Source organism: Nocardiopsis ganjiahuensis DSM 45031 (genome assembly GCF_000341085.1).
Classification (GTDB): Bacteria; Actinomycetota; Actinomycetes; order Streptosporangiales; family Streptosporangiaceae; genus Nocardiopsis; species Nocardiopsis ganjiahuensis.
In genome coordinates, this window is sequence record NZ_ANBA01000009.1 from 658,058 (window position 1) to 679,409 (window position 21,352).

The 21,352-nt window shown below is 71.6% G+C and carries 15 protein-coding genes and 1 riboswitch; of the genes, 5 read left to right on the forward strand and 10 right to left on the reverse strand.

Annotated features, from left to right (window positions below):
* Positions 1–39: 39 nt before the first annotated feature.
* The 5 genes from D458_RS0114020 to D458_RS0114040 all read right to left on the reverse strand — a co-directional run bounded on the left by D458_RS0114020 (position 40) and on the right by D458_RS0114040 (position 5,497).
* Positions 40–1,071, reverse strand: a complete 1,032-nt coding sequence (locus D458_RS0114020) for a LacI family DNA-binding transcriptional regulator (protein WP_017587386.1) — start codon at positions 1,069–1,071, stop codon at positions 40–42.
* A gap of 125 nt (positions 1,072–1,196) precedes the next feature.
* On the reverse strand, positions 1,197–2,594 hold the full coding sequence (locus D458_RS0114025; protein ID WP_017587387.1) for a GH1 family beta-glucosidase: 1,398 nt from the start codon (positions 2,592–2,594) through the stop codon (positions 1,197–1,199).
* A gap of 259 nt (positions 2,595–2,853) precedes the next feature.
* Positions 2,854–3,714 (reverse strand): MetQ/NlpA family ABC transporter substrate-binding protein, encoded by an 861-nt coding sequence (locus D458_RS0114030; protein ID WP_017587388.1) that lies wholly within the window; start codon positions 3,712–3,714, stop codon positions 2,854–2,856.
* A gap of 98 nt (positions 3,715–3,812) precedes the next feature.
* Positions 3,813–4,544 (reverse strand): methionine ABC transporter permease, encoded by a 732-nt coding sequence (locus D458_RS0114035; protein WP_017587389.1) that lies wholly within the window; start codon positions 4,542–4,544, stop codon positions 3,813–3,815.
* Entirely contained in the window at positions 4,541–5,497 is a 957-nt protein-coding gene (locus tag D458_RS0114040; protein ID WP_017587390.1) for a methionine ABC transporter ATP-binding protein, read from the reverse strand. Before D458_RS0114040 ends, D458_RS0114035 begins: the two co-directional genes overlap by 4 nt.
* A gap of 705 nt (positions 5,498–6,202) precedes the next feature.
* On the opposite strand from D458_RS0114040, the gene D458_RS0114045 reads away from it, so the two are divergent.
* Both D458_RS0114045 and D458_RS0114050 read left to right on the forward strand, forming a co-directional pair.
* Entirely contained in the window at positions 6,203–7,255 is a 1,053-nt protein-coding gene (locus D458_RS0114045; RefSeq protein WP_017587391.1) for a coiled-coil domain-containing protein, read from the forward strand.
* Between the two features lie 721 nt (positions 7,256–7,976).
* The gene (locus tag D458_RS0114050) at positions 7,977–9,038 is read left to right on the forward strand and encodes a hypothetical protein (protein WP_026119291.1); all 1,062 of its coding nucleotides are present in this window, start codon (positions 7,977–7,979) and stop codon (positions 9,036–9,038) included.
* 109 nt (positions 9,039–9,147) lie between these two features.
* On the opposite strand, the gene metE is transcribed toward D458_RS0114050, so the two are convergent.
* Positions 9,148–11,427 (reverse strand): 5-methyltetrahydropteroyltriglutamate--homocysteine S-methyltransferase, encoded by a 2,280-nt coding sequence (metE, locus tag D458_RS0114055; protein WP_026119292.1) that lies wholly within the window; start codon positions 11,425–11,427, stop codon positions 9,148–9,150.
* Positions 11,428–11,567: 140 nt separating this feature from the next.
* Positions 11,568–11,787: riboswitch (cobalamin riboswitch) on the reverse strand.
* 227 nt (positions 11,788–12,014) lie between these two features.
* On the opposite strand from metE, the gene D458_RS33480 reads away from it, so the two are divergent.
* Positions 12,015–13,583 (forward strand): polysaccharide deacetylase family protein, encoded by a 1,569-nt coding sequence (locus D458_RS33480; protein WP_017587394.1) that lies wholly within the window; start codon positions 12,015–12,017, stop codon positions 13,581–13,583.
* 128 nt (positions 13,584–13,711) lie between these two features.
* The gene (locus tag D458_RS0114065; RefSeq protein ID WP_017587395.1) at positions 13,712–15,247 is read left to right on the forward strand and encodes a polysaccharide deacetylase family protein; all 1,536 of its coding nucleotides are present in this window, start codon (positions 13,712–13,714) and stop codon (positions 15,245–15,247) included.
* 71 nt (positions 15,248–15,318) lie between these two features.
* Here D458_RS0114065 and D458_RS0114070 read toward each other — a convergent pair whose 3' ends face one another.
* From D458_RS0114070 to D458_RS0114080, 3 genes are all read right to left on the reverse strand, one after another.
* Positions 15,319–16,458: a quinone-dependent dihydroorotate dehydrogenase gene (locus D458_RS0114070; protein ID WP_017587396.1), complete on the reverse strand. Its 1,140-nt coding sequence runs from the start codon at positions 16,456–16,458 to the stop codon at positions 15,319–15,321.
* Positions 16,455–17,378, reverse strand: coding sequence for a proteasome assembly chaperone family protein (locus D458_RS0114075; protein ID WP_017587397.1), 924 nt, complete (start codon positions 17,376–17,378; stop codon positions 16,455–16,457). The genes D458_RS0114070 and D458_RS0114075 overlap by 4 nt, the downstream gene beginning before the upstream one ends.
* A 229-nt stretch (positions 17,379–17,607) precedes the next feature.
* Positions 17,608–18,570 carry a GlxA family transcriptional regulator gene (locus D458_RS0114080; protein WP_017587398.1) on the reverse strand — a complete coding sequence of 321 codons (963 nt, stop codon included), beginning with the start codon at positions 18,568–18,570 and terminating at the stop codon, positions 17,608–17,610.
* A gap of 377 nt (positions 18,571–18,947) precedes the next feature.
* On the opposite strand from D458_RS0114080, the gene D458_RS36070 reads away from it, so the two are divergent.
* Positions 18,948–19,481 carry a hypothetical protein gene (locus tag D458_RS36070; RefSeq protein WP_017587399.1) on the forward strand — a complete coding sequence of 178 codons (534 nt, stop codon included), beginning with the start codon at positions 18,948–18,950 and terminating at the stop codon, positions 19,479–19,481.
* 66 nt (positions 19,482–19,547) lie between these two features.
* Here D458_RS36070 and D458_RS0114090 read toward each other — a convergent pair whose 3' ends face one another.
* Positions 19,548–21,314, reverse strand: a complete 1,767-nt coding sequence (locus tag D458_RS0114090; RefSeq protein WP_017587400.1) for an ABC-ATPase domain-containing protein — start codon at positions 21,312–21,314, stop codon at positions 19,548–19,550.
* Between the last annotated feature and the right edge of the window lie 38 nt (positions 21,315–21,352).

Sequence of the window (21,352 nt, forward strand, 5' to 3'; positions counted from 1 at the left end):
GTCCGGGTCAGCGGGCATGACCGGTACCCGGTACCGGTCTCAGGCGGAGTCGCGCACCACCAGACGGGCGTCGAGGAGGACCATCTCGGACTCGGCCGTGCGGGGAATCGCCACGTCCACGAGCAGCCGCGCCATCTCCTGGCCCATCTTGACCGTGGGCTGGTGGACGGTGGTCAGCGCCGGGTCGCTGTGCTGGGCCATGAGGGTGTCGTCGAAGCCGACCAGGGCGACGTCCTCGGGGACGCGCAGGCCGCGTTCGCGCAGGGTGCGGATGGCGCCGACGGCCATCATGTCGGAGGCGACGAACACCGCGTCCGGGTCGCCGCCCTGGTCCAGCAGGCGGGCCATGGCCTCGGAGCCACCGTCGACGCTGAAGTCGCCCTGGACGACGAGGCGCTCGTCGACCTCCTGCCCGGCGGCCGCCACGCTCTCGCGGTAACCGCGGAAGCGCTCCACGCCGGCGTTCATGTCCTGGGGGCCGGTGATGGTGGCGACGCGGCGGCGCCCGGAGTCCAGCAGGTGCTGGGTGGCCAGGCGACCGCCCTTGACGTTGTCCATGTCCACGCAGAAGGGCGCGGGCTGGGCCTCGGAGTAGGGGCGGCCGCCGTGCACCACGGGCACGCCGGAATCGGCCAGTCGCGAGGTCAGGGGGTCGTCCCGGTGCAGGGAGACCAGCAGGGCGCCGTCGACGTGCGACCCGCTGAGGTACTCGCCCACGCGCTTGTGCTCCGCCTCGCCGCGGGCGGTGGTCAGCATGAGCTGGAGGTCCCGTTCGTGCAGGACCGAGCTCACGCCGCGGATGATGTCGGCGAAGAAGGGGTCCGCGAACAGGCGGTCCCGCGACTCGGAGACCACCAGCGCGATCGTGTCGGTCCGCCGTGTGACCAGGGTCCGCGCCGCCTGGTTGGGGCTGTACCCCAGCTCGGCGATGGCCGCGTGCACGGCCTCTCGGGTCCGTGGACTGACCTGGGACGATCCGTTGATCACCCGGGAGACGGTGCCGCGGCCGACCCCGGCCCGCTCCGCCACCATCTCCAGGGTCGGTCGCTGCCGACCGCCGCTCTTGGCCACTAGGAGGCTCCTTGGACGTCATGCCGCCGGACGGGCCGGACGGCGGTTGTGTGTGGGTGGACGCGGGTCCCACCGTGAACGCCTGTGGGGCGCCCCCGAAAGGACGCCCCACGAACGCTCGTGGTCTACAGCTCGGGGAAGCGGCTGGTCCTCGCCAGTTCCGCGTACCAGTGACCAGTGTCCTTGACGACACGCTCCTGCGTCTCGTAGTCCACGTGCACGATCCCGAACCGGCGGGAGTATCCCCACGCCCACTCGAAGTTATCCAGAAGCGACCACGCGAAGTATCCGCGCAGGGGGACCCCGGCGAGGATGGCCTCCTTGGCCGCCCTCAGGTGGCCCTCGTAGTAGGCGGTCCGGTCGGGGTCGTGGACGGCTCCGTCCTCGCTGACGGTGTCCTCGAACGCGCATCCGTTCTCGGTCACGTACAGGTCGATGCCGCCGCTCTCCCCCGCCAGGCGCTGGAGGACGTCGAAGAGGCCGGTGGGGTCGATCTCCCAGCCCATGTGCGTGACGGGCAGCCCCTGGGAGACGTGCACCTCGTCGGGGCCCGCACCCAGCCAGGCGTCGCCGTCGCCGCTGACCAGGGCGGGGTCGATGCCCTTGGCCGAACCCGCGACGAACTCGGGTGAGTAGTAGTTGATGCCCAGGAAGTCGAGCGGGGCGGAGATCGTCTCCAGGTCCCCCTCCTGGACGAAGGAGAAGTCGCTGATGTCGGCGAGGTCCTCCAGGACGTCAGCGGGGTAGGAGCCCTTGAGCAGGGGGTCGGTGAAGATGCGGTTGCGCACCCCGTCCGCGCGGCGGGCCGCGCGGGCGTCGGCGGCGTTGGCGCCGTGGGGCCGGATGACCGCCTGGTTGTGGGCCAGCCCGACGACGGCGGGGTGGCCGGTGGAACGGATCGCCTCGGTGGCCAGCCCGTGGCCGAGCAGCAGGTGGTGGGTGGCCGCCAGGGCCGCGGCGGCGTCCCTGCGGCCGGGTGCGTGGTGTCCGTTCTCGTAGCCGAGGAAGGCCGCGCACCAGGGTTCGTTGATGGTCATCCAGTGCTTGACCCGGTCACCGAGGGCCTCGGCGACGACCTTGGAGTAGTCGGCGAAGCGGTACGCGGTGTCCCGTGCGGGCCAGCCGCCGGCGTCCTCCAGGGGTTGGGGCAGGTCCCAGTGGTAGAGGGTCGCCCAGGGTTGGATGCCCGCTTCCAGCAGGCTGTCGACCAGGCGGTCGTAGAAGTCCAGCCCGGCCTGGTTCACCGGGCCGGTTCCGTCGGGGACGACGCGGGGCCAGGCGATCGAGAAGCGGTAGGCGCCGAGGTTGAGCCGCCGCATCAGGGCGACGTCCTCGGCGTAGCGGTGGTAGTGGTCGTCGGCGGGGTCACCGGTGTCCCCGTTGAGAACCTTGCCGGGGGTCTCGGCGAAGGTGTCCCAGATACTGCGACCTCGACCGTCGGCGGTGGTGGCGCCCTCGATCTGGAAGGAGGCGGTCGCCGCCCCCCAGAGGAAGCCCTCGGGGAAATCGTTCGGGTTGTTCACTGCTTCGGTACGCACCTTCCGTGACGAGTGGACATCGCTATGGGAGCGCTCCCATTACCGAAGCAGACCCCTACCCGCGAGTCAACAGAGCAGGGCCTCCCCGAAACCCAACCGTTACAGGGCTTTCCCGCAGCGGACGCGTCCCCCGAAGAGCTCGGACCTGGCCGAAACGGCCCCGGCGGGAATCCCGCCGGGGCCGCTCGCAGTGCGGAACACCGGTTGCCGACGACCTCCGGGCCGTCGCCCGCCCGCCTGTCGGCTACTCCTCGGTGCCGCCGACCGGGATCACGATGCCCTGCCAGCGCTCCTCCATGAAGTCGCGCACCTCCTGGCTGTGCAGGAGTTCGTTGAAACGGAGGACGTCCTCGGACTCCACGTCCTCCGAACGCACCACCAGGCCGTTGGCGTACGGGTTGTCCTCCGTCTCCTCCCACGCCAGCGCGTTGGCGGTCTCGGGGAGGTCGGCTTCCAGCGCGTAGTTGCCGTTGACCACGGCCGCGTCCACGTCCTGGAGGGAGCGCGGCAGCTGGGCCGCCTCCACCGGGGTGATCGTGACGTCGAGCGGGTTGTCCTCGATGTCGGACTCCGAGGCCTGGCCCTCCGTGCCGTCGGCCAGGGTGATCAGGTCCTGCTCCTCCAGGAGGCGCAGAGCGCGGTCCATGTTCGACGAGTCGTTGGGCACCGCGATCTCCGCGCCCTCGGACAGGCCGTCCAGGTCCTCGGCGTCCTGGGAGTACAGGCCGAAGGCCTCCAGGTGCACGTCGGCCACGTAGGCCAGGTCCGCGCCGGGATTGCCCTCGAGGTACTCCTCCAGGAACGGGACCGTCTGGTAGTAGTTCGCGTCCAGTTCGCCCTCGGCCAGCGCCGCGTTGGGCTGGTTGTAGTCGGTGTACTCGACCACCTCGATGGCCAGACCGGCCTCGGCCGCCAGCTCGTCGTCGACGAACTCCAGGACCTCCGCGTGCGGCAGCGGGGTGGCACCGACCCGCAGCGTCACCACGTCGTCGTCGGGGTCGCCGTTGTCGGCGGCCCGCTCGCTGGGACTTCCGCAACCCGCGAGCAGGACCGCCGCCGCGCCGGCCACGGCGATCCCCCTCAGCACGTTCGCGCTCCCTGTCATCGCTGTCTCCTTGCCGTTGGAACCGGACAACTCCGTAGGGGGTGGGGTGGGGGGCGAGGGGGTGGCGGCACCGGGCACGGGAGGGCCCGGTGCCGGGGTCAGCGCCGGGAGAGCCTGCGCACGATCAGGTCGCCCAGGCTCTGCGCGACCTGCACGATGACGATCAGCAGGATCACGGTGGCCCACAGGTAGTGGTCGTTGAAGCGCTGGTAGCCCTCGCGGATGGCGAGGTCGCCCAGACCGCCGCCGCCGATGGCACCGGCCATCGCGGAGTACGAGATGAGGGTGACCACGGTCATCACCAGGCCCGCGACCAGGCCGGGCATGGCCTCGGGCAGCATCACCTTGCCCACGATCGTGAACTTGCGGGTGCCCATGGCGTGCGCGGCCTCGACCACCTCGCGGTCGACCTCGCGCAGGGAGGTCTCCACCAGGCGGGCGAAGAACGGGATGGCCCCGATGCTCAGCGGCACGATCGCGGCCGTGGGGCCCAGGGTCGTGCCCACCAGGAAGCGGGTCAGCGTCAGCACCGCCACCATCAGGACGATGAAGGGCAGGGAACGGCCGATGTTGACGATCGCGCTGAGGACGGCGCGCACGGCCGGGGACGGGATGAGTCCGCCCTTGTCGGTGGCGACCAGCAGCACGCCCAGGGGCAGGCCGAGCAGGACGCTGAAGACGGTCGCCCACCACACCATGTAGATGGTGTCCTGGGTGCCGAGCCACAGGCTGGGCCACATGTCGGGCCAGTCCGCGATGAAGTCTCCGATGGCGGCGACGGCTCCGCCGTCCTGGGCGAGGACGAGGACGTCGGCGGGGTTGATGGTCACTTTCCGGCCTCCTCGACCAGCAGGCCGTGCTCGGACAGGTAGGTGAGCGCCTCACGGCGGCGGGCGCCGCGCATGTCGACGCTGAGCCGGCCCACGGACTGCCCCGCGACCTGCTCCACACCGCCGCCGAGGATGTTCACGTCCACGTCGAAGCGGCGGGTGAGTTCGGACATGAACGGCTCGTCGAAGGAGCGCGGGTAGGTGATGACCACGCTCTCGGGGCCGCCGTTGTCCGGCAGGGGGAAGAGCGAGCGCGCCAGCAGGGAACCCGGGGTCCCGATGAGGTCCAGCACACGGCCGGACTCCAGGAACACCCCGTTCTCCATGATCGCCGCGGAGTCGCAGATCCGCTTGATCACGTCCATCTCGTGGGTGATCAGCAGGATGGTCAGGCCCAGTTCGTCGCGCAGGCGGCGCAGCAGGGCCAGGATCGAGTCGGTGGTGGCCGGGTCCAGCGCCGAGGTGGCCTCGTCGCTCAGCAGCACGTGGGGGTCGGAGGCCAGTGCGCGGGCGATGCCCACGCGCTGCTTCTGTCCGCCGGAGAGCTGGGAGGGGTAGGCGCGCGCCTTGTCCCCCAGGCCCACCAGTTCGAGGAGTTCACCCACCCGGGCGGCCCGCTTGGCGCGGGGGACCCCGGCGACCTCCAGGGGGAAGCCGACGTTGCCCGCCACCGTGCGCGAGGAGAGCAGGGCGAAGTGCTGGTGCACCATGCCGATCCTCCTCCGCGCGGCGCGCAGACGGGCTCCGCGCAGGGAGGTGAGTTCCTCGTCACCGACCCGCACGGTGCCGCTGTCCGGGCGCTCCAGGAGGTTCACCGAGCGCAGGAGGGTGCTCTTTCCGGCACCGCTCTGGCCCACGACCCCGAAGATCTCGCCGGACTCGACATGCAGGTCCACCCCGTTCAGGGCGTGCACCTGGCGTTTCTTCAACCTGTAGGTCTTGTGCAGACCCACTGCGTCAATCACGGTTTTCCCATCGACGTCTGGCGGTGGTGTCCCGGCGACCGCTCGCGGGCATGGAGGAGGGTTCCGGGCTCAGCGTGGGTTTGACGCCCACACCCGAGCGTACGAAGCGCCCGGTCGGCGGGCGGTGGCGACGCGCCGGTGTCCGGCGGTCGCGGGGCCCGTGGAGGACGGCCCCGGGGTGGCTCCGGCGCAGGGGCGCCGGAGCGGCTCGGTGTCAGAGATGACTAGCGGGGCATTCGACAGCGGCCGCCGGGCAGCGGAACGCACCGCCGGGTGGTCTCCGCCCTGGTGGCGGGGGTCGCTTTGTCGTGCTCAGGAGCCTTCACGGCACCAACTCAACCATGGACGGGCGGGTCGGTTCAGCAAAACGCTTGACCTGAATGTGGTTAGTTATGCCACATTGCGTCTTTTGCCAGGAGGACGAATCACCCTCTTTCTCCCGGACACCCACACGAGTGCCTACACTCATTACCGTCCCGTGACTCTTTCCGACGCGCGAGCGTCGTGAGGGCCGCTGGCAGCCCGACGGCCGCCGCGCCCGCCCGGGAGACCCGGGAAAGACAAGAAGAAGCGCCCACAGCGCCCCGTGCCCGCAGGGGGACGCGCGTGAGCCCGAGGAGCAGCCACACCGTGCAGTCAGAAAACACCGTGCAGTCAGAAGGCACAGCGCAGTCCGGTGGTCTGAGCAGAGTGATGGGCGACCACGCCGACTTCTGGGCGCCCGACCCCTCCGACCGCACCTGGTCGGAGGCCTTCGCCGACTGCGTACTGGCCCTGGCCTCCTTCGCGCGCACGGCCGCCCTCGCACGGCCGGGGCGGGCCAGGGTGGCCGTGGTCTCCCTCTCCGTGGCCGCCGCGACGACCCTGCTCCCGCTCACCGCGTCGGCCGCCCCGGCACCCGGTCTCCCGCCCCGGGAACCGGAGAGCATGAGTGACCTCAAGGACCGGGCCGCGACCCTCACCGAGGAGTACCAGGGCGAACTGCGGGACATGGAGGCCGTGCTGAAGGAGGCCGAACAGGCCCAGGACCGCGCCGACGCCACCCGCGAGGACGTGGAGGACGCCCGCGACCAGGTGGTCTCACTGGCCGTGGCCACCTACACCAACAGCGGGATCGACCCGTCCATGTCCCTGTTCGTGGAGGCCGAGCCGGACGAGGTCATCGACCGCGCCGTGGTCATCGACTACCTCGCCACCACCAACCAGGAGAAGGTCGACCAGCTCGACCAGGCGCTCTCGCGCGACGAGGTGGCGCAGCAGAACGTCGATGAGCGGCTGGCGGAGGCCCAGGAGGACCTGGACGCCATGGAGGAGCGCCGCTCGGAGGTGCACGCGCTGATCGCCGACCACCCGAGCCAGCCCATGCAGCCGCACAACAACATCACCCCGCGCACGGAGCTGATGCGCGACCTGGTCATCGAGGAGTTCGGGCCGGGCGAGGACGTGGGCGGTTACGGCTGCTACCGGGCCGTGGGCGGCTTCGTGGTCGGCGAGCACCCCAAGGGCCGGGCCTGCGACTTCATGCTGCACCCGAGCGGGGGCATGCCCACGCAGGCCGAGATCGACCGGGGCTGGGCGATCTCCGAGTGGGCCATGGAGAACGCCGAGGACCTGGGGATCATGTACATCATCTACCGGCAGCAGATCTGGGACGTGCGCCGCGGTGACACCGACTGGCGCGCGATGGCCGACCGCGGCAACCTCACCGAGAACCACTTCGACCACGTGCACATCTCGATGTTCTGACCGGTCGGTGCTTCCTGCAGGAAGAGCGCACGGAGGCCGTACCCGGAGGCGCCGGTTCGCGGCGGGCGGCGCGGGGCAGCGCGGGGCGGCGGCGCGGTGATCGACGGGCCGCCGACCCGCGAGACCACCCGCTCCCGGCACTGCCGTGGCCACAAGCGGTCACGGTTTTCACTCTGTGATCACCGCCCGACACCCCCAGCAGTAACTCACCTCACAGGCAAAGCCTCCCTTCACGCTTTACGGGACAAAAGGCCTTAATGAGGGCGTGCTCCATTACCTGTCGCCTGATCGCGCTGTCCACAGTTCGCCATCACGATTGAGTCACGCACAATGTGAGCTCGGGCGCGCGAGGCACGAAACGGTGACGATTCACCCTGTTACCCCCTGCCCACCCTGCCCCGCGGACACCAGTCACGGCTAGGATGCAAGGCGTCCCGACCCCCTGGCCTGCGGGGAACCGACCCGTTGGCTCCACACGCGGCGGTCGGCGCCCCGTACGAACCGGGGACCTCTCTCACGACACGGGGAACTCCCGCCCACGCCACCAGCCGCCCTCGCCCGCGGCGACGGCGTCCGTGGCGGGCCCACCTCCCCCACGGTTCCCCGTGCTGTCACCCACCCGGCGATCCGCCGGTGGCCACCACGGGAACTCGTGAGAACCCACGGGCGCGAACGTGCGCCTAAGACAACACGGTCACCACATCACCGGGCGAGGGGAGCCATGAGCGAAAACGGACCTTACAACCAGCCACCGCAGAACCCTTACGGTGGCGGGGACGGCACCGGCGGACAACCGCCCTACGGTCCGCCGCAGGGAGGCCCCTACGGCGACCCCGGCACCGGCGGACAGCCCGGCTACGGACAGGCGCCCTATCCGGGCGGCCCCGGCGGCCCCGGCGGCCCCGGCGGCCCCGGCCAGGATCAGGGCATGTACGCGGGCGGCCAGCCGCCCTACGGCCCCGGCCCCGGAGGCCCTGGAGGCCCCGGCGGGTACCCGCCCGCCCAGCCGCCCCGGGGCGGCGGCAGCAAGGCCGGCCTGTGGGTGGTCATCGGCGGCGGTGTGGTCATCGTCGTCCTGGTGATCGCCGTAGTCATCATGCTGGTCACCAACGGCAACAGCGGCGACGAGGTCGCCACCGACCCCGACGGGACCACCGAGGTCACGGAGGGCGAGCCCGAGGGTGAGCCCGAAGGCGGGGCCGAGGAGCCCGAGGGGGCTCCCGCAGGCGGCGGAGAGCTCGGCGAACCGCCGCACGCGCTGCCCGTCGAGCCCTGCGACGTCCTCACCGAGGAGATCCAGGCGGACTTCAGCCTGCGCGGTGACGGCAGCAAGTACGTCTCCGACAACCGGGCCAGCTGCTCCAGCTCCGGCGAGGCCCCGGACAACCCCGACGGGACCACCGGCTACCTGGACGTGGCCTTCAAGGTCCCCATGAGTGCGACCGACTCCCCCGAGGCCGCCTCCACCGACATCGAGTACACGCTGGAGCGCGTTCGCGGCCAGTCCACGAGCGAGATGTACGACGCCGAAGACGTCGAGGTGGACAAGGAGATCGAGGGCCTCGGTGACGAGTCGTACTTCGTCGTCACCAAGTACGAGTCGCTCGACATGAAGGTCCCCGAGGCGCTTCTGGTGATCCGCCAGGACAACCTCATCATCGAGGTCACCTACGACCTCAACAACTTCCGTGACGAGGACGCCGAGCTCGCCCTCCCGGAGGACGTCGAGGACATCATGGTCAACGCCGTCAACGCGGCTCTCGGAGTCGCCGCTTCCGCCTGACCCCGCTGAGGGTCGGGGGGACGAGTCCCGAGGGCACCGGAGGGGGCCGCGGCACCGCCGCGGCCCCCTTTCTCATGCCTGGTGTACGGAATGATCCAAAAAACAGGACCTAGCCGAGGTCGGCGCGCACCCGGCGGGCCGCCTCGACCATGTTGCGCAGGGCCTGCTCGGCCTCGGCGTAACCGCGGGTCTTCAGACCGCAGTCCGGGTTGACCCACAGGTTCCCGGCGTCGATGTGCGACGCCGCCAGCCGCAGTGAGGACTCGATCTCCTCGACCGAGGGCACCCGGGGCGAGTGGATGTCGTACACGCCCGGGCCGATCCCCCGTCCGTAGCCGCGCCGGCCCAGGGCCTCCATGAGCTCCATGCGCGACCGGGCCGCCTCGACGCTGGTGACGTCGGCGTCCAGCGCCTCGATGCCGTCGACGATCTGGTTGAACTCCGAGTAGCACATGTGCGTGTGGACGGTCGTGGTCGCCGCGACCCCGGAGGTGGCCAGGCGGAACGAGCTCACCGCCCAGTCCAGGTACGCCTGGCGCCGCTCCTCGCGCAGGGGCAGCAGCTCACGCAGGGCCGCCTCGTCCACCTGGATGTGGCGGATGCCCGCCTTCTCCAGGTCCGCGACCTCGTCGCGCAGCGCCAGACCGACCTGGCGGGCGGTCTCGCCGAGCGGCTGGTCGGTACGGACGAACGACCAGGCCAGCATGGTGACCGGGCCGGTCAGCATGCCCTTGACCGGCTTGTCGGTGAGCGACTGGGCGTAGGTGATCCACTCGACCGTCATCGGCTCGGGACGCGACACGTCACCGAACAGGATGGGGGGACGCACGCAACGCGAACCGTAGGACTGCACCCACCCGTTCTCGGTGGCGGCGTAGCCCTCCAGCTGCTCCGCGAAGTACTGGACCATGTCGTTGCGCTCGGGCTCGCCGTGGACGAGGACGTCCAGGCCGATCTCCTCCTGGAGCGCGACGACGCGGTCGATCTCCGCGCGCAGGGTCCGGTGGTACTCCTCGGTGGAGAGTTCACCGCGACGAACTCCGAGGCGGGCGCGGCGCAGCTCGGGGGTCTGCGGGAAGGACCCGATGGTGGTCGTGGTGAGCGTGGTGTCGGTGGGTGCGCCGCGTTTCCCGGAGCGCTCGTAGGCGTCCGGGCCCAGGGCGTCCAGGCGGGCGCGCACGCGGGCGTCGGTGAAGGACGGGTTCCCGGCACCGGCGGGGCCGAAACCGGCGTCCCCGCCCTCGGAGAGGACACGGCCGAGCAGGGCCACCTCCTGGGCCTTCTGCCTGGCGAAGGCCAGAGCGGAGCGCAGTTCGGGGGCCAGGGAGGTCTCGGCGCCGAGGTCGATGGGCACGTGCAGCAGCGAGCAGGAGGTGCTCACGGCGAGCTCGTCGGTGAAGGCGAGCAGGGTGCCCAGCTCGGCCACGGCCGCGGGCAGGTCCGTGCGCCACACGTTGCGGCCGTCCACGACCCCCGCGACCAGGCGGGTGGAGCCCAGCCCGGAGACCGCGGCCAGGTCCGGGACGCCCTCGGCGTCGGTGACCAGGTCGAGGCCGACCGCCTCCACCGGGGAGTCCTTGAGCACGCGCAGGGCGGCGGCGCCGATGGAGCCGAAGTAGGTGGAGACCAGGAGCGAGGGGCGCTCGGTGAGGGAGCCCAGGCGCTGGTAGACGCGCTCCAGGCGGCCGACGGCGGCGCGGCCCTCGTCGGTGGCCAGGATCGGCTCGTCGAGCTGGACCTCGGTGGCGCCCGCGGCCCCGAGCTCCCCCAGGAGCTTGGCGTAGGCGTCCAGGAGCTGCTCGAGCAGCTCGATGGGCTCCCAGCCCTCCGGGGCGTCGTCGGCCGGTTTGGCCAGCAGCAGGAAGGTCAGCGGGCCGACCAGGACGGGCCGTGTCCGGAAGCCGGCCTCGGAGGCCTCGCGGAACTCGGCGACGGGCTTGTCACCGACCAGGCGCGGGCGGGTGCTCGGGGAGAGCTCCGGAACGAGGTAGTGGTAGTTGGTGTCGAACCACTTGGTCATCTCCAGCGGGGCGGCGCCCTGCAGACCGCGTGCGAGGGCGAAGTAGCGGCGCAGCTGCTCGTCGCGGTCCTCGGCCTGGGCCGGAGAGGCGAATCGGGAGGGCACGAGGTCGAACAGGACCGCCGTGTCCAGCACGTGGTCGTAGTAGGAGAACGTGTTGGACGGGAGGTCGTCCACACCCGCCTCGCGCAGCTGGGCGTAGACGCCCTTGCGGAGGCCGGAGGCGACGGAGTCGAGCTCCTGGGCGGTGGTCTCCCCCCTCCAGTAGGACTCGCTGGCGCGCTTGAGCTCGCGGTCGGGGCCGATGCGCGGGTAACCGTGCACCGTGGAACGCACTGACGGCCTGGATGCCGTCGGGGTCGTGGCCATGAAGCTTCTCTCCCTCGTCGAAAGCCGGGTACCGGCCGCGAGGCGAGCGAGGACGCGGACATGCCGGGGAACGCCTGTTCGGCGTACGGCTGTCACCGACCTCGGCCCTCCCTCGGGGCACGGGACCACCGGCGGCACGGGTGCACCGCCGGGTGGAGGCAGGTCTTCGGACTCGTGGGCGCTTCCGACGTGGTCGTCGGTTCTCCTACCGGTCGCCGCTTCCCAGTTTCCGACTTCTCCAGTCGGATCACCAGTGCTTATGGCGACGGTCGTTCCCACTCACCGCTGCGGGGCAGTCCCGGGTTCCCACCGGGTTCCCTCTTTCGACACGCAACGCCCGCCCCGGAAGGGTTCCGGGATCACAAGAGTGGAGCGTGTACCTTCCACGCCTGCAAGTATAGGAAGCGCCCCCTCCGCCCCTGAACCCGGCGTGGTCCTCGCCCACACGACGTGAACCCCCGCCGTGTGCTCGGCATCACACCCGACATCAGCGTTACGTGGGAGAGCGCGCCCCCAGCCTCCCCCGCGAACGTTCGTCTGACGATGAACGTGGAGAACCCCAGGTGAAGCAGCAAAGCCCGCAGACCATGGCTCCCGACCACCCCTTCCTCACGGTCGCGATCGCGATGGTCGTCCTGCTGGGGCTGGTGTTGTCCGCCACCCGACCACCCGGCGTGTTCGAGGACGGCGCCGGCACCGAGAACACGGCCGAGCGGTCCGAGGCGGACGAGGAACGGCTTCCGGCCACCGGTGAACCCGACCAGCTCACCGTCGTCTCCCCCGACGCCCTCCCCGGCATCGAGGAGACGGAGATCGACCACGACGGCGGTGCCGACGTCACCGCCGCCTACCCGAACATCCCCAACGCCGCCCCGCTGTCCGACTTCCTGGACCGCACCCTGACCGCCCAGGTGAACGCCTTCGAGGCGGCCAACCCCGGGGCGCGTTCGTTCGTCGGCGAGTGGGGGATCACCGCGGCGGCGGAGGGGATCGTGGGGGTCCGGACGACCACCACCGAGACCGACTCCGAGGAGACCCGCGAGGGTCACAGCACCCACTGGTACGAGACCGGCGACGGCACGGTCAACGGCTCCAGCCACCTGCTCGCCGGACAGGCGGAGCTCGCAGAGCTCAACGACCTGGTGCGCGAGGCCGTGGCCGACACCGGCGCCGACCCCTCCGCCCTGCACCCGATCAGCGCCCTCTACGACTCCGTGGGGTTCAACCCCGACGGAGACCTGGTGGTGGAGTTCGACTCCGGCCAGGTCGCCCCGACCGACGTCGGCCGCGTGCACGCGGTGATCGACCGGGACGAGGCCGAGGCCCTGCTGTCCGAATTCGGACTGCGGGTGCGCGAGGCCGCGACCACGGGCACCCGCGAGTTCACGGTGGCCGAGGCCCCCGAGGCGGACAAGGACGGCTCCGGCGCGGCCGCGCCCGGTGTGCTGGCCCCGCGTGACGACTCGGTCGACTGCGCCGACCCCGACACCAAGTGCGTGGCGCTGACCTACGACGACGGCCCCGGAGGACGCACCCCCGAACTGCTGGACGCCCTGGCCGAGTACGACGCCCACGCCACCTTCTTCGTCACCGGCCACCCGGTCATGGAGCACCCGTGGGTGGTGCGGCGCACCTACGCCGAGGGGCACGAGCTGGCCAACCACACGCTGAGCCACCCGAACCTGGCCGAGATCGGGTCCGGTGCGGCCCGCTCCGACCTGGAGACGACGCAGGCCCTGGTGTTCCGGGAGACCGGATACACGATGGACCTCATGCGTCCGCCGTACGGGTCCACCAACGGACAGGTCGCGGAGATCACCGCGGAACTCGGGCTGGCCCAGATCCTGTGGAGCGTGGACACCAACGACTGGCGGGACCGCAAGGCGAACGTGGTGCGCAAGCGCGCGCTGAAGGGCGCGTCCGAGGGCGCGATCATCCTGATGCACGACATCCACGACACCACCATCGACGCGTCGATCGACATCATCCGTGAACTGGACGCGCGTGGGTACACCATGGTCACGGTGTCGCAACTCCTGGGCACCACGGTGCCCGGTGAGACCTACGTCGACGGCGTCCCCGAACCCCCGGAGACCGAGGGGTCGGAAGAGTCGGAGGAGAACTCCGAGGAGGGTGCTGTGAACGACGCGGGGTGACCCGTGGAACCTTCCCCACCTGGGGAGGTGTCCACATGTGGACACCTCCCCAGGGCCGGGGCCCTCGTCCCCTATGTTGCTCCCAACAGCCGTGTGAGCACCCCCTAAAGGGACGAGGGAGTCGGGTTTTGTCGTCGAGGAGAGCCGAACCGGACCAGACCGCTCCCGGGGCGCGCGCGGCCCGCCGCCACCCGCTCCGGACCGGGGCGCTGCTGGTGGTGCTGGCCCTTCCCCTGACCGCGTGCGAGAACGAGGTCGTGGGCGGGAGCGCCCCCGAACAGCTCACCGTCCTGGCGGACGAGGCCGGGGAGGGCATCAGCGAGTGGCGCGGGGGCGCCGACGACTTCACGGACCACCCCTACGAGCCGGAGGGGGTGGAGATCAGCGTCGCGTACCCGGAGTTCGAGGGTGCCGAGGCGTTCTCCGAGGCCCTGGCCGCGCGGGTGGACCAGGAGGTCCAGGACTTCCGCGCCGGGACCCGCGACCCGGTGGGCCTGGACATCGCCTGGGAACTGGTCGCCGCCGGGGGCGGCGTGCTCGGGGTGCGGCTGGTCCAGACCGAACAGGACATGCACGGCCTGCGCGAGGCCTACTCCACGTACTGGTACGACGCCCGGGCGGGCGCCGCGGCCTTCTCCACCGAACTGCTGGCCGGGCAGGAGGAGCTGGCCGAGCTCAACACGATCGTGCGGGAGGAGCTGGCCGGAGACGGGGACGTGGACCCGGAGGCGCTGTGGCCGGTGCTGCGGACCTACGACTCGATCGGCTTCAACGGGTCGGGGGACCTGGTCGTGGAGTTCGACGACGGACACCTGTCACCGATCGTCGACGAACACGTGCCGGACAGCGGGCCCGGACGCAAGACCGTCGTGGTCGGGCACGAGCGCGCCGAACCGCTGCTGTCGGATCTGGGTTCCAGGGCCAGGGAGGCCGCCCTGGTGGAGGAGCCCGATCTCGCCCTGCCCGGGGCCGACGGGGCCGACGAGGAGGCGGAGGCCGCACAGCCGCCGGGGGTCGTCATCGCCGGGGACCCCGAGGTGGACTGCTACGACGGCGAGACCAAGTGCGTGGCCCTGACCTTCGACGACGGTCCGGTCGAGGCGACACCGCACCTGCTGGACCTCCTTGCCGAGGAGGAGGTGACGGCCTCGTTCTTCCTCAACGGCGGCCCGGTCCTGACCCGGCCCAGCGTGCTGCGGCGGGCCTACGCCGAGGGGCACGAGGTCGCCAGCCACGGTGACGAGCACGAGCACATGAACAAGATGGCGGCCGAGGACCTGGCCGGCCAGACGGCCGCGGTCAGCGCGATGGTCCGGCGGCAGACCGGGCACACGGTGGAACTCTTCCGACCGCCGTTCGGGGCCACCGACGAGGCGGTGCACGAGGTGATCGCGGACCAGGACATGGCCGAGGTCGCCTGGACCATGGACAGCCAGGACTGGAAGGGCATCGACCGCGACGAGATCGTGGACAACGTCCTGACCAGGATCGAGCCGGGCGCGGTGGTGCTGATGCACGACCCCCAGCCCGCCACGCTGGCGGCGGTCCCGGAGATCATCGAGCGGCTGCGCGAACTGGACTACGTGTTCGTGACCAGCAGCCAGGCGATCGGCGGACCCGAGCCCGGAAACGTCTACCCGCCCGACTGGGACGGCAACTGGTGAGGTCTCCCCCCGCATGAACGCGGGGCGGCCGGCGGGAGTTCCCGCCGGCCGCCCTCGTGCCTGCCCGCGGATCAGCTCGCTTCGGAGGTCTCCTGGACCACCTTGAGCGCCGGGGCCGGGGCGTCGGAGCCGACGGCGTCCTGGACGGACCGGTACCCGGCGGCGCGGACCAGCCTGGCCAGGCCGCGGTGGATGCGTCGGGGCCACAGCGGGCCGCCGTAGATCAGCCCGGTGTAGCCCTGGATCAGCGTGGCACCGGCGCGGATGCGGGCCCAGGCGTCCTCGGGGGTCTCGATACCGCCGACGGCGACCAGGGTCACCCGGTCGCCGACCCTGGCGCGCAGACGGCGCAGGACCTCCAGCGAACGCTCCTTGAGCGGAGCGCCCGACAGACCCCCGGCACCGGCCGCCTCGACCTCGGACTCCGGGGTGTCGAGCCCGGCGCGGGAGATCGTGGTGTTGGTTGCGATGATCCCGTCCAGGCCCTCGGCCAGGGCCAGGTCGGCGACGGCGTCGACGTCCTCGTCGGCCAGGTCCGGGGCGATCTTCACCAGCAGCGGCAGCTCGGGGCGTCCGGCCTCGGCGAGGGACGCCCGGACAGCGGTCACCAGCGGGAGCAGCTGCTCCACACCCTGGAGGTTCCGCAGGCCCGGGGTGTTGGGCGAGCTGACGTTGATGACCATGTAGTCGGCGTAGGGGGCCAGCCGCAGGGCGCTGAGCGCGTAGTCGGCGGGTGCGTCGGCCTCGGGTGTCACCTTGGTCTTGCCGATGTTGATCCCGATCAGCGGACCCTTGCGCTGGTGGTGCAGGCGCTCGGCGACCAGCGCGGAACCCTCGTTGTTGAACCCCATCCGGTTGACGATGGCGCGGTCGGCGACCAGCCGGAACAGGCGCGGTTTGGGGTTGCCGGGCTGCGGGTGGGCGGTGACGGTGCCCACCTCCACGTAGCCGAAGCCCAGGGCGGCCAGTCCGCGCGGGCTCTCGGCGTTCTTGTCGAAGCCGGCGGCCATACCCAGCGGGCCGGGGAACTCGCGGCCCAGGGCGTGCACGGTCAGCTCGGGCTCGCGCGGGCCCAGGACCCTACCGGCGGTCTCGGCCACACCGGGCACCGAGGCCACGCCGCGCAGGGCGGCGAAGGTCACCTTGTGGACCTTCTCCGCGTCCATGTGGCGCAGGACCGAGCTGAAGAGGATCTGGTAGAACACGGTCATCCGTTTCCGTCTCCCTCGCGTTCGGCGAGGAAGCGTTCGAGTTCCGCGCCGAGCTCGTCGGCGGTGGGCAGCCCCGCGTCGTCGACGGTCAGCGGGGTGGTCCCGCCGTCCTCGTCCGAGCGCGAGGACATGATGTCGTCGTACTGACGTTCCAGGTTGGCGACCACGCGCTGAATCTCCTCGGAGGCCGCGACCTGCTCGGAGATCTCCACGTCCGTGGCTCCGGCGACCTCCTCCAGGTCCTCCGTGGCCATGGCGAGGCCGGTCGCCCCCGCCACGTACTCGACGGCGGCGATGGCCGCGCGCGGGTAGGTGGACTGGGCGAGGTAGCTGGGCACGTGGACGGCGTAGCCGACGAAGTCGTGGCCGCTCTCACCCAGACGGTACTCCAGCAGCGAGACCGCGCTCCCGGGCACCTCGACGCGGCCGATCCACGGGGTGTGCCCCGCGATCAGCTCGGGCCGGGTGGAGTGCGGGGTGACCGTGACCGGCCGGGTGTGCGGAACCGCCATGGGGATGCCGTGGGCGCTGATGGAGAGCGAGACGGAGAAGCGTTCGACCAGGCTCGCGGTGGCAGCGACGAAGCCCTCCCACTCGCGGTCCGGCTCCGGGCCGTACAGGACGAGGAAGGGGTGCCCCTCGTCGTCGTGCATCCGGTACAGCGCCAGCTTGGGCGGGGTGTACTCGGTCCAGGCGTTCTCGACGAAGGTCATCGGCGGTCTGCGGCTGCGGTAGTCCACCAGGCGGTCGGTGTCGAAGGTCGCGACCTCCTCGGCGATGAACCGTTCGAACAGCGACTCGGCCATCTGACGGCCGGCGTTTCCGGCATCGACGAAGCCGTCCAGACAGACGAGCATCACCAGTCCGGTGACGTCGTCGAAGCCTGGGTGGAGTTCGTACAGATCTGCGGGGTCACGCACCGGGTTCTCGTCTCCAAAACTGGTCGGGATCGCAGGGAACGCGACGCACCCGCCCTGGCCTGCCGGGATGGTCCGAAATGCCCCACAACGAGGCTGCTGTGCCCTGCTTTTCCACAATACCGACCCGGGGTGAGTGGGACCGGACCCCGACCCCTCGGAGGTGACCACGGCCACACCGCGGCTTCCTCGGTTCGGGGGAGAGGGCGTGGTGGGGGCAGCGGTGCCCGGGTCAGGGCCGGCTGTGGACGGCACGGAAGCGGGAGGGCGGGACCCCGTAGTACGCGACGAAGGTCTGGCGGAGGGACTCGGCGGAGCCGAACCCGCAGCGGGCGGCCACCTCGGTGACGGAGAGCGCGGTGGACTCCAGGAGGTCGGCCGCCGCCTCGGCGCGGGCCCGTCGCACCAGGCGGCTCGGCGGGTGGCCGGTGTGGGCGAGGCAGAGCCGGTGCAGGTGACGGGTGCTCACCCCCGCAGCCCGGGCGAGTCCGGTCGTGGAGAGGTCACCGTCGAGGTGGGAGCGGATGTGGGTGAGGACCTGTCCGACCAGCATGTTCTCCGGGTCGAGGGTGGTGAGCACGCTCATCTGGGCCTGGTTTCCGGGGCGCTGGAAGTACGTGACCAGGATTCTGGAGACCAGACGGGCCAGAGCCGGCCCGTGGTCCTCGGCGACGAAGTCCAGGGTCAGGTCGAGCGCGGCGGTCACCCCGGCCGAGGTCGACACGGGCCCGTCCCGGACGAAGATCGGTGCCGGGTCGACGGTCACGCCGGGGTGGCGTCGGGCCAGTTCGTCGGCGAAGTGCCAGTGGGTGGTGGCGCGGCGGCCCTCCAGCAGCCCGGTGGCAGCGAGCACGCTCGCCCCGGTGCACACCGAGGCCACCCTGCGGCTCTCCCGGGCCAGCCGACGCACGTGCGCGACCAGGTGGGCGTTCTCCGCCGCCCGCCGGTAACCCCAGCCGCCCGTGACCACCAGGGTGTCGAACGGTCCCCTGAGTTCCTCGAGCGCCGCCTGGCTCCGGAGTGTCAGCCCGGAGGAGCAGCGCACCGGACCGCCGCCCGAAGCCGCCAGGACCGTCTCGTAGGGGGTTCCGCCGGGGATGACGTCGTTGGCCGTGGCCAGCGTGGAGGTGATCGAGGAGATCTCCAGCAGTTCGGCGTCCTCGTAGGCCACCACCACGACCCTGCGTGCTTCCATGGCGCCCCTCCCCCGCCCCGGCTTCAGCGCTCGAGGCTGGTCTGTTCGGACGGGTTTCCCAAGATTCCGGACCTCCCCCAGGCTACGCCTGGCCCTTGGCCGTACACCGGCGAAGGCTGGAGGACATGGCTTCCACACCCGCACCCAGGCGTGCGCCCACACCCGTACCTTCCGCGAACGCCCCCTCCCCGAGCGCCGCTTCCACCCCGGCCCCCGCTGCTCCGCCCGCGACCGCACCGGTCCCTGCCGCACCCGGGGCACCGGGCACGAGCCCACCGCCCGCCCCGGCCGGGGCGGGCACCGGTCCTTCGGAGCCGCACACCCGGAGCACGCACAGTGCCCAGGGGACACGGAACGCACGAGGAGCGGCGACAGCGGTGCTCGGACGGTGGTGGCCCGCCCTGACGGCCGCCCTGGCCGCCGCGCTCACCGTCTCCGGAGGCACGGACGACGGGGGCCCGGCCTTCCTGCTGTTCACCCTCCCCGTCATGTACCTGGCCGTCGCGGTCCTGGACCGGCCCCGTGCCAGCTGGCCGGTGGTGGGCGCGGTGGGCGCCCTCTACTTCCTGCTGGAGGCCGCGGGTGCGGTGGCCTGGCCGCTGGTCCTCGGTCTGGGCGCCGTACTGGTGGCCGTCGGGCTGGTGCGCGGACCGCTGCGCCGCCCGGGCGTGTTCGCCCTCCAGATCCCGGCGCTGGCGGTGTTCGGCGGCGCAGGGCTCCTCGCGCTGGCGGTGTCCCCCGAGGCGGCGGTCGCGGTGGTCGCGGTCGGCCTGCTCGCGCACGCCGCGTGGGACGCCGTGCACTGGTGGACGCGGAAGGTGATCTCCCGGTCCGTGGCCGAGTGGTGCATGGTCTACGACACCGGTGTCGGCGCCGCCGTCCTGGTGCTCCTCCTGCTCCGGTCGCTCTGACGGCCCCGGCCGGGCCGGCGCCGGTCAGCGCCTCCCGGTCCGGGCCTCCCGCCCACTGTCGGCCGGTCAGCGCTGGCCGGTCACGCGCAGGGTGCGCAACCGGTTGAGGGCGGCGGCGACCTCGTGTCTGCGCGGCAGGGCGTAGTCCCCGCCGAAGTCGCCGCCGAGCAGGGTCACCCCCTCCTCGGCCAGCGCCTCCTCCAGGGAGTCCAGGGCCTCGGCCAGGGTCCGCGCCCCGTCCAGGTGCCGGCCCCGGACCAGCGCGCGCAGGGCCAGCCCGGCCCCGGTGATCTGCCCCGGATCCACGAACTGCTCCACCGAGCGCACGTCGATGTCGCTCTCCCCGAAGACCAGCACGTCCATGTCCCGGCGCTTGAGCTTGCTCCGGCCCTTGGCGGTGTTGTCGTCCACCGAACCGGGGTCGACCACGCGGGCCCGCGGCAGGGTGAACTCGGCGTCCTCCCGTTCGTGGGCCAGGCTGCGGGCGCGTTCGGTGACGTCGTGCGGGTGGTAGGCGTCCAGCATGACGACCTGGTCGGCGACGTCGAAGTAGTCGCCGCTGCCGCCCATGACCAGGACCGTCGAGACCCGGTGTTCTCGGTGCAGCGGGCGCACCAGGTCCACGAACGGCACCAGCGGTTCGCGGTCGCCGTGCACCAGGGCCTGCATGCGCTCGTCGCGGATCATCAGGTTGGTGGCGGTGGAGTCCTCGTCCACCAGCAGGGTCCGTGATCCGGCCTCCACGGCCTCGCAGATGTTGGCCGCCTGCGAGGTGGAGCCGGAGGCGTTCTCGGTACGGAAGTCGCTGGTGTCGGCACCGGTGGGCAGGTTGCGCACGAAGGGGCTGACGTCGACCCGTTCCACCCGGCGCCCCTCCTCCGCCCGGATCTTCACGGCGTCCGCCGTGGTCACCACCAGTTCGCGGCCGTCACCGGGCACGTGGTCGTACACGCCGCGCTCCAGGGCGTGCAGCAGGGTGGACTTGCCGTGGAAGCCGCCGCCGACGATGAGGGTGATGCCCTCGGGCACACCCATCCCGGTCACGGTGCCCCGGTGCGGCAGCTCGACGCTGACGCGCAGGCTCTCCGGGGAGGCGAAGGGCACCACGCCCTGCCCGGCCATGGGCTCGTCGCTCACCCCGCTGCGCCGGGGCAGGATCGCCCCGTCCGCGACGAAGGCCACCAGGCCCCGGTCGGCCAGGCTCGCGCGCAGGGCGACGGTGTCGGCCACGCTGTCGGCGAAGGCCCGCGCCTCCTCCTGGTCGATCTCGTCCCAGTCGAGGTCGTCGGCCAGCTCCGGAACGGTGTGGCAGAGCTCGCGCTCGGCGGTGCGGCCGTCGATCCGGCGGCCGTGCCCGGGCAGGTCCACGCCGATCCGCAGGTCGAGGGCGCCCTCCTCGGTGATCTGGCAGGAGGACCGGGCGATGACCTCCTGACCGCCGGTGTCGATCTTCAGCAGGGAGCCCTTGAGCTGTCTGCGGGCGCGCCGTCCGAGGTAGTCGGCGGTGGCCCGGCGGCGCACCGGGTCCTCGTACGCGCTGGCGGGGATCCCCGCGTCGGGCCGGAAGAGGCGGATGCGCGAGGGCGGCGCGAAGGGGTCGGCCTGGACCCGTTGCACGGTGAGGGTGAAGTCACCGAAGTCCCAGTCCCCCTTGAGCGCCTTGTAGCGCCCGTAGGAGGCGCCCTGCATCTTCAGGAGCTCCTCGGACAGCTGTGCCTCGTCGCGCTTGCCGCGGATGGGTTCGGGTTCGGGCCTGCGGCCGCCGCCACCGCCCCGGCCGCCTCCTCCGCCGTACCGGCGCCCCTGGCCGCCGCTCCCCCGTTGTCCCGCCATCGGTTCCCCCTGGTGTCGCTGCACAACTGACTGCCCCG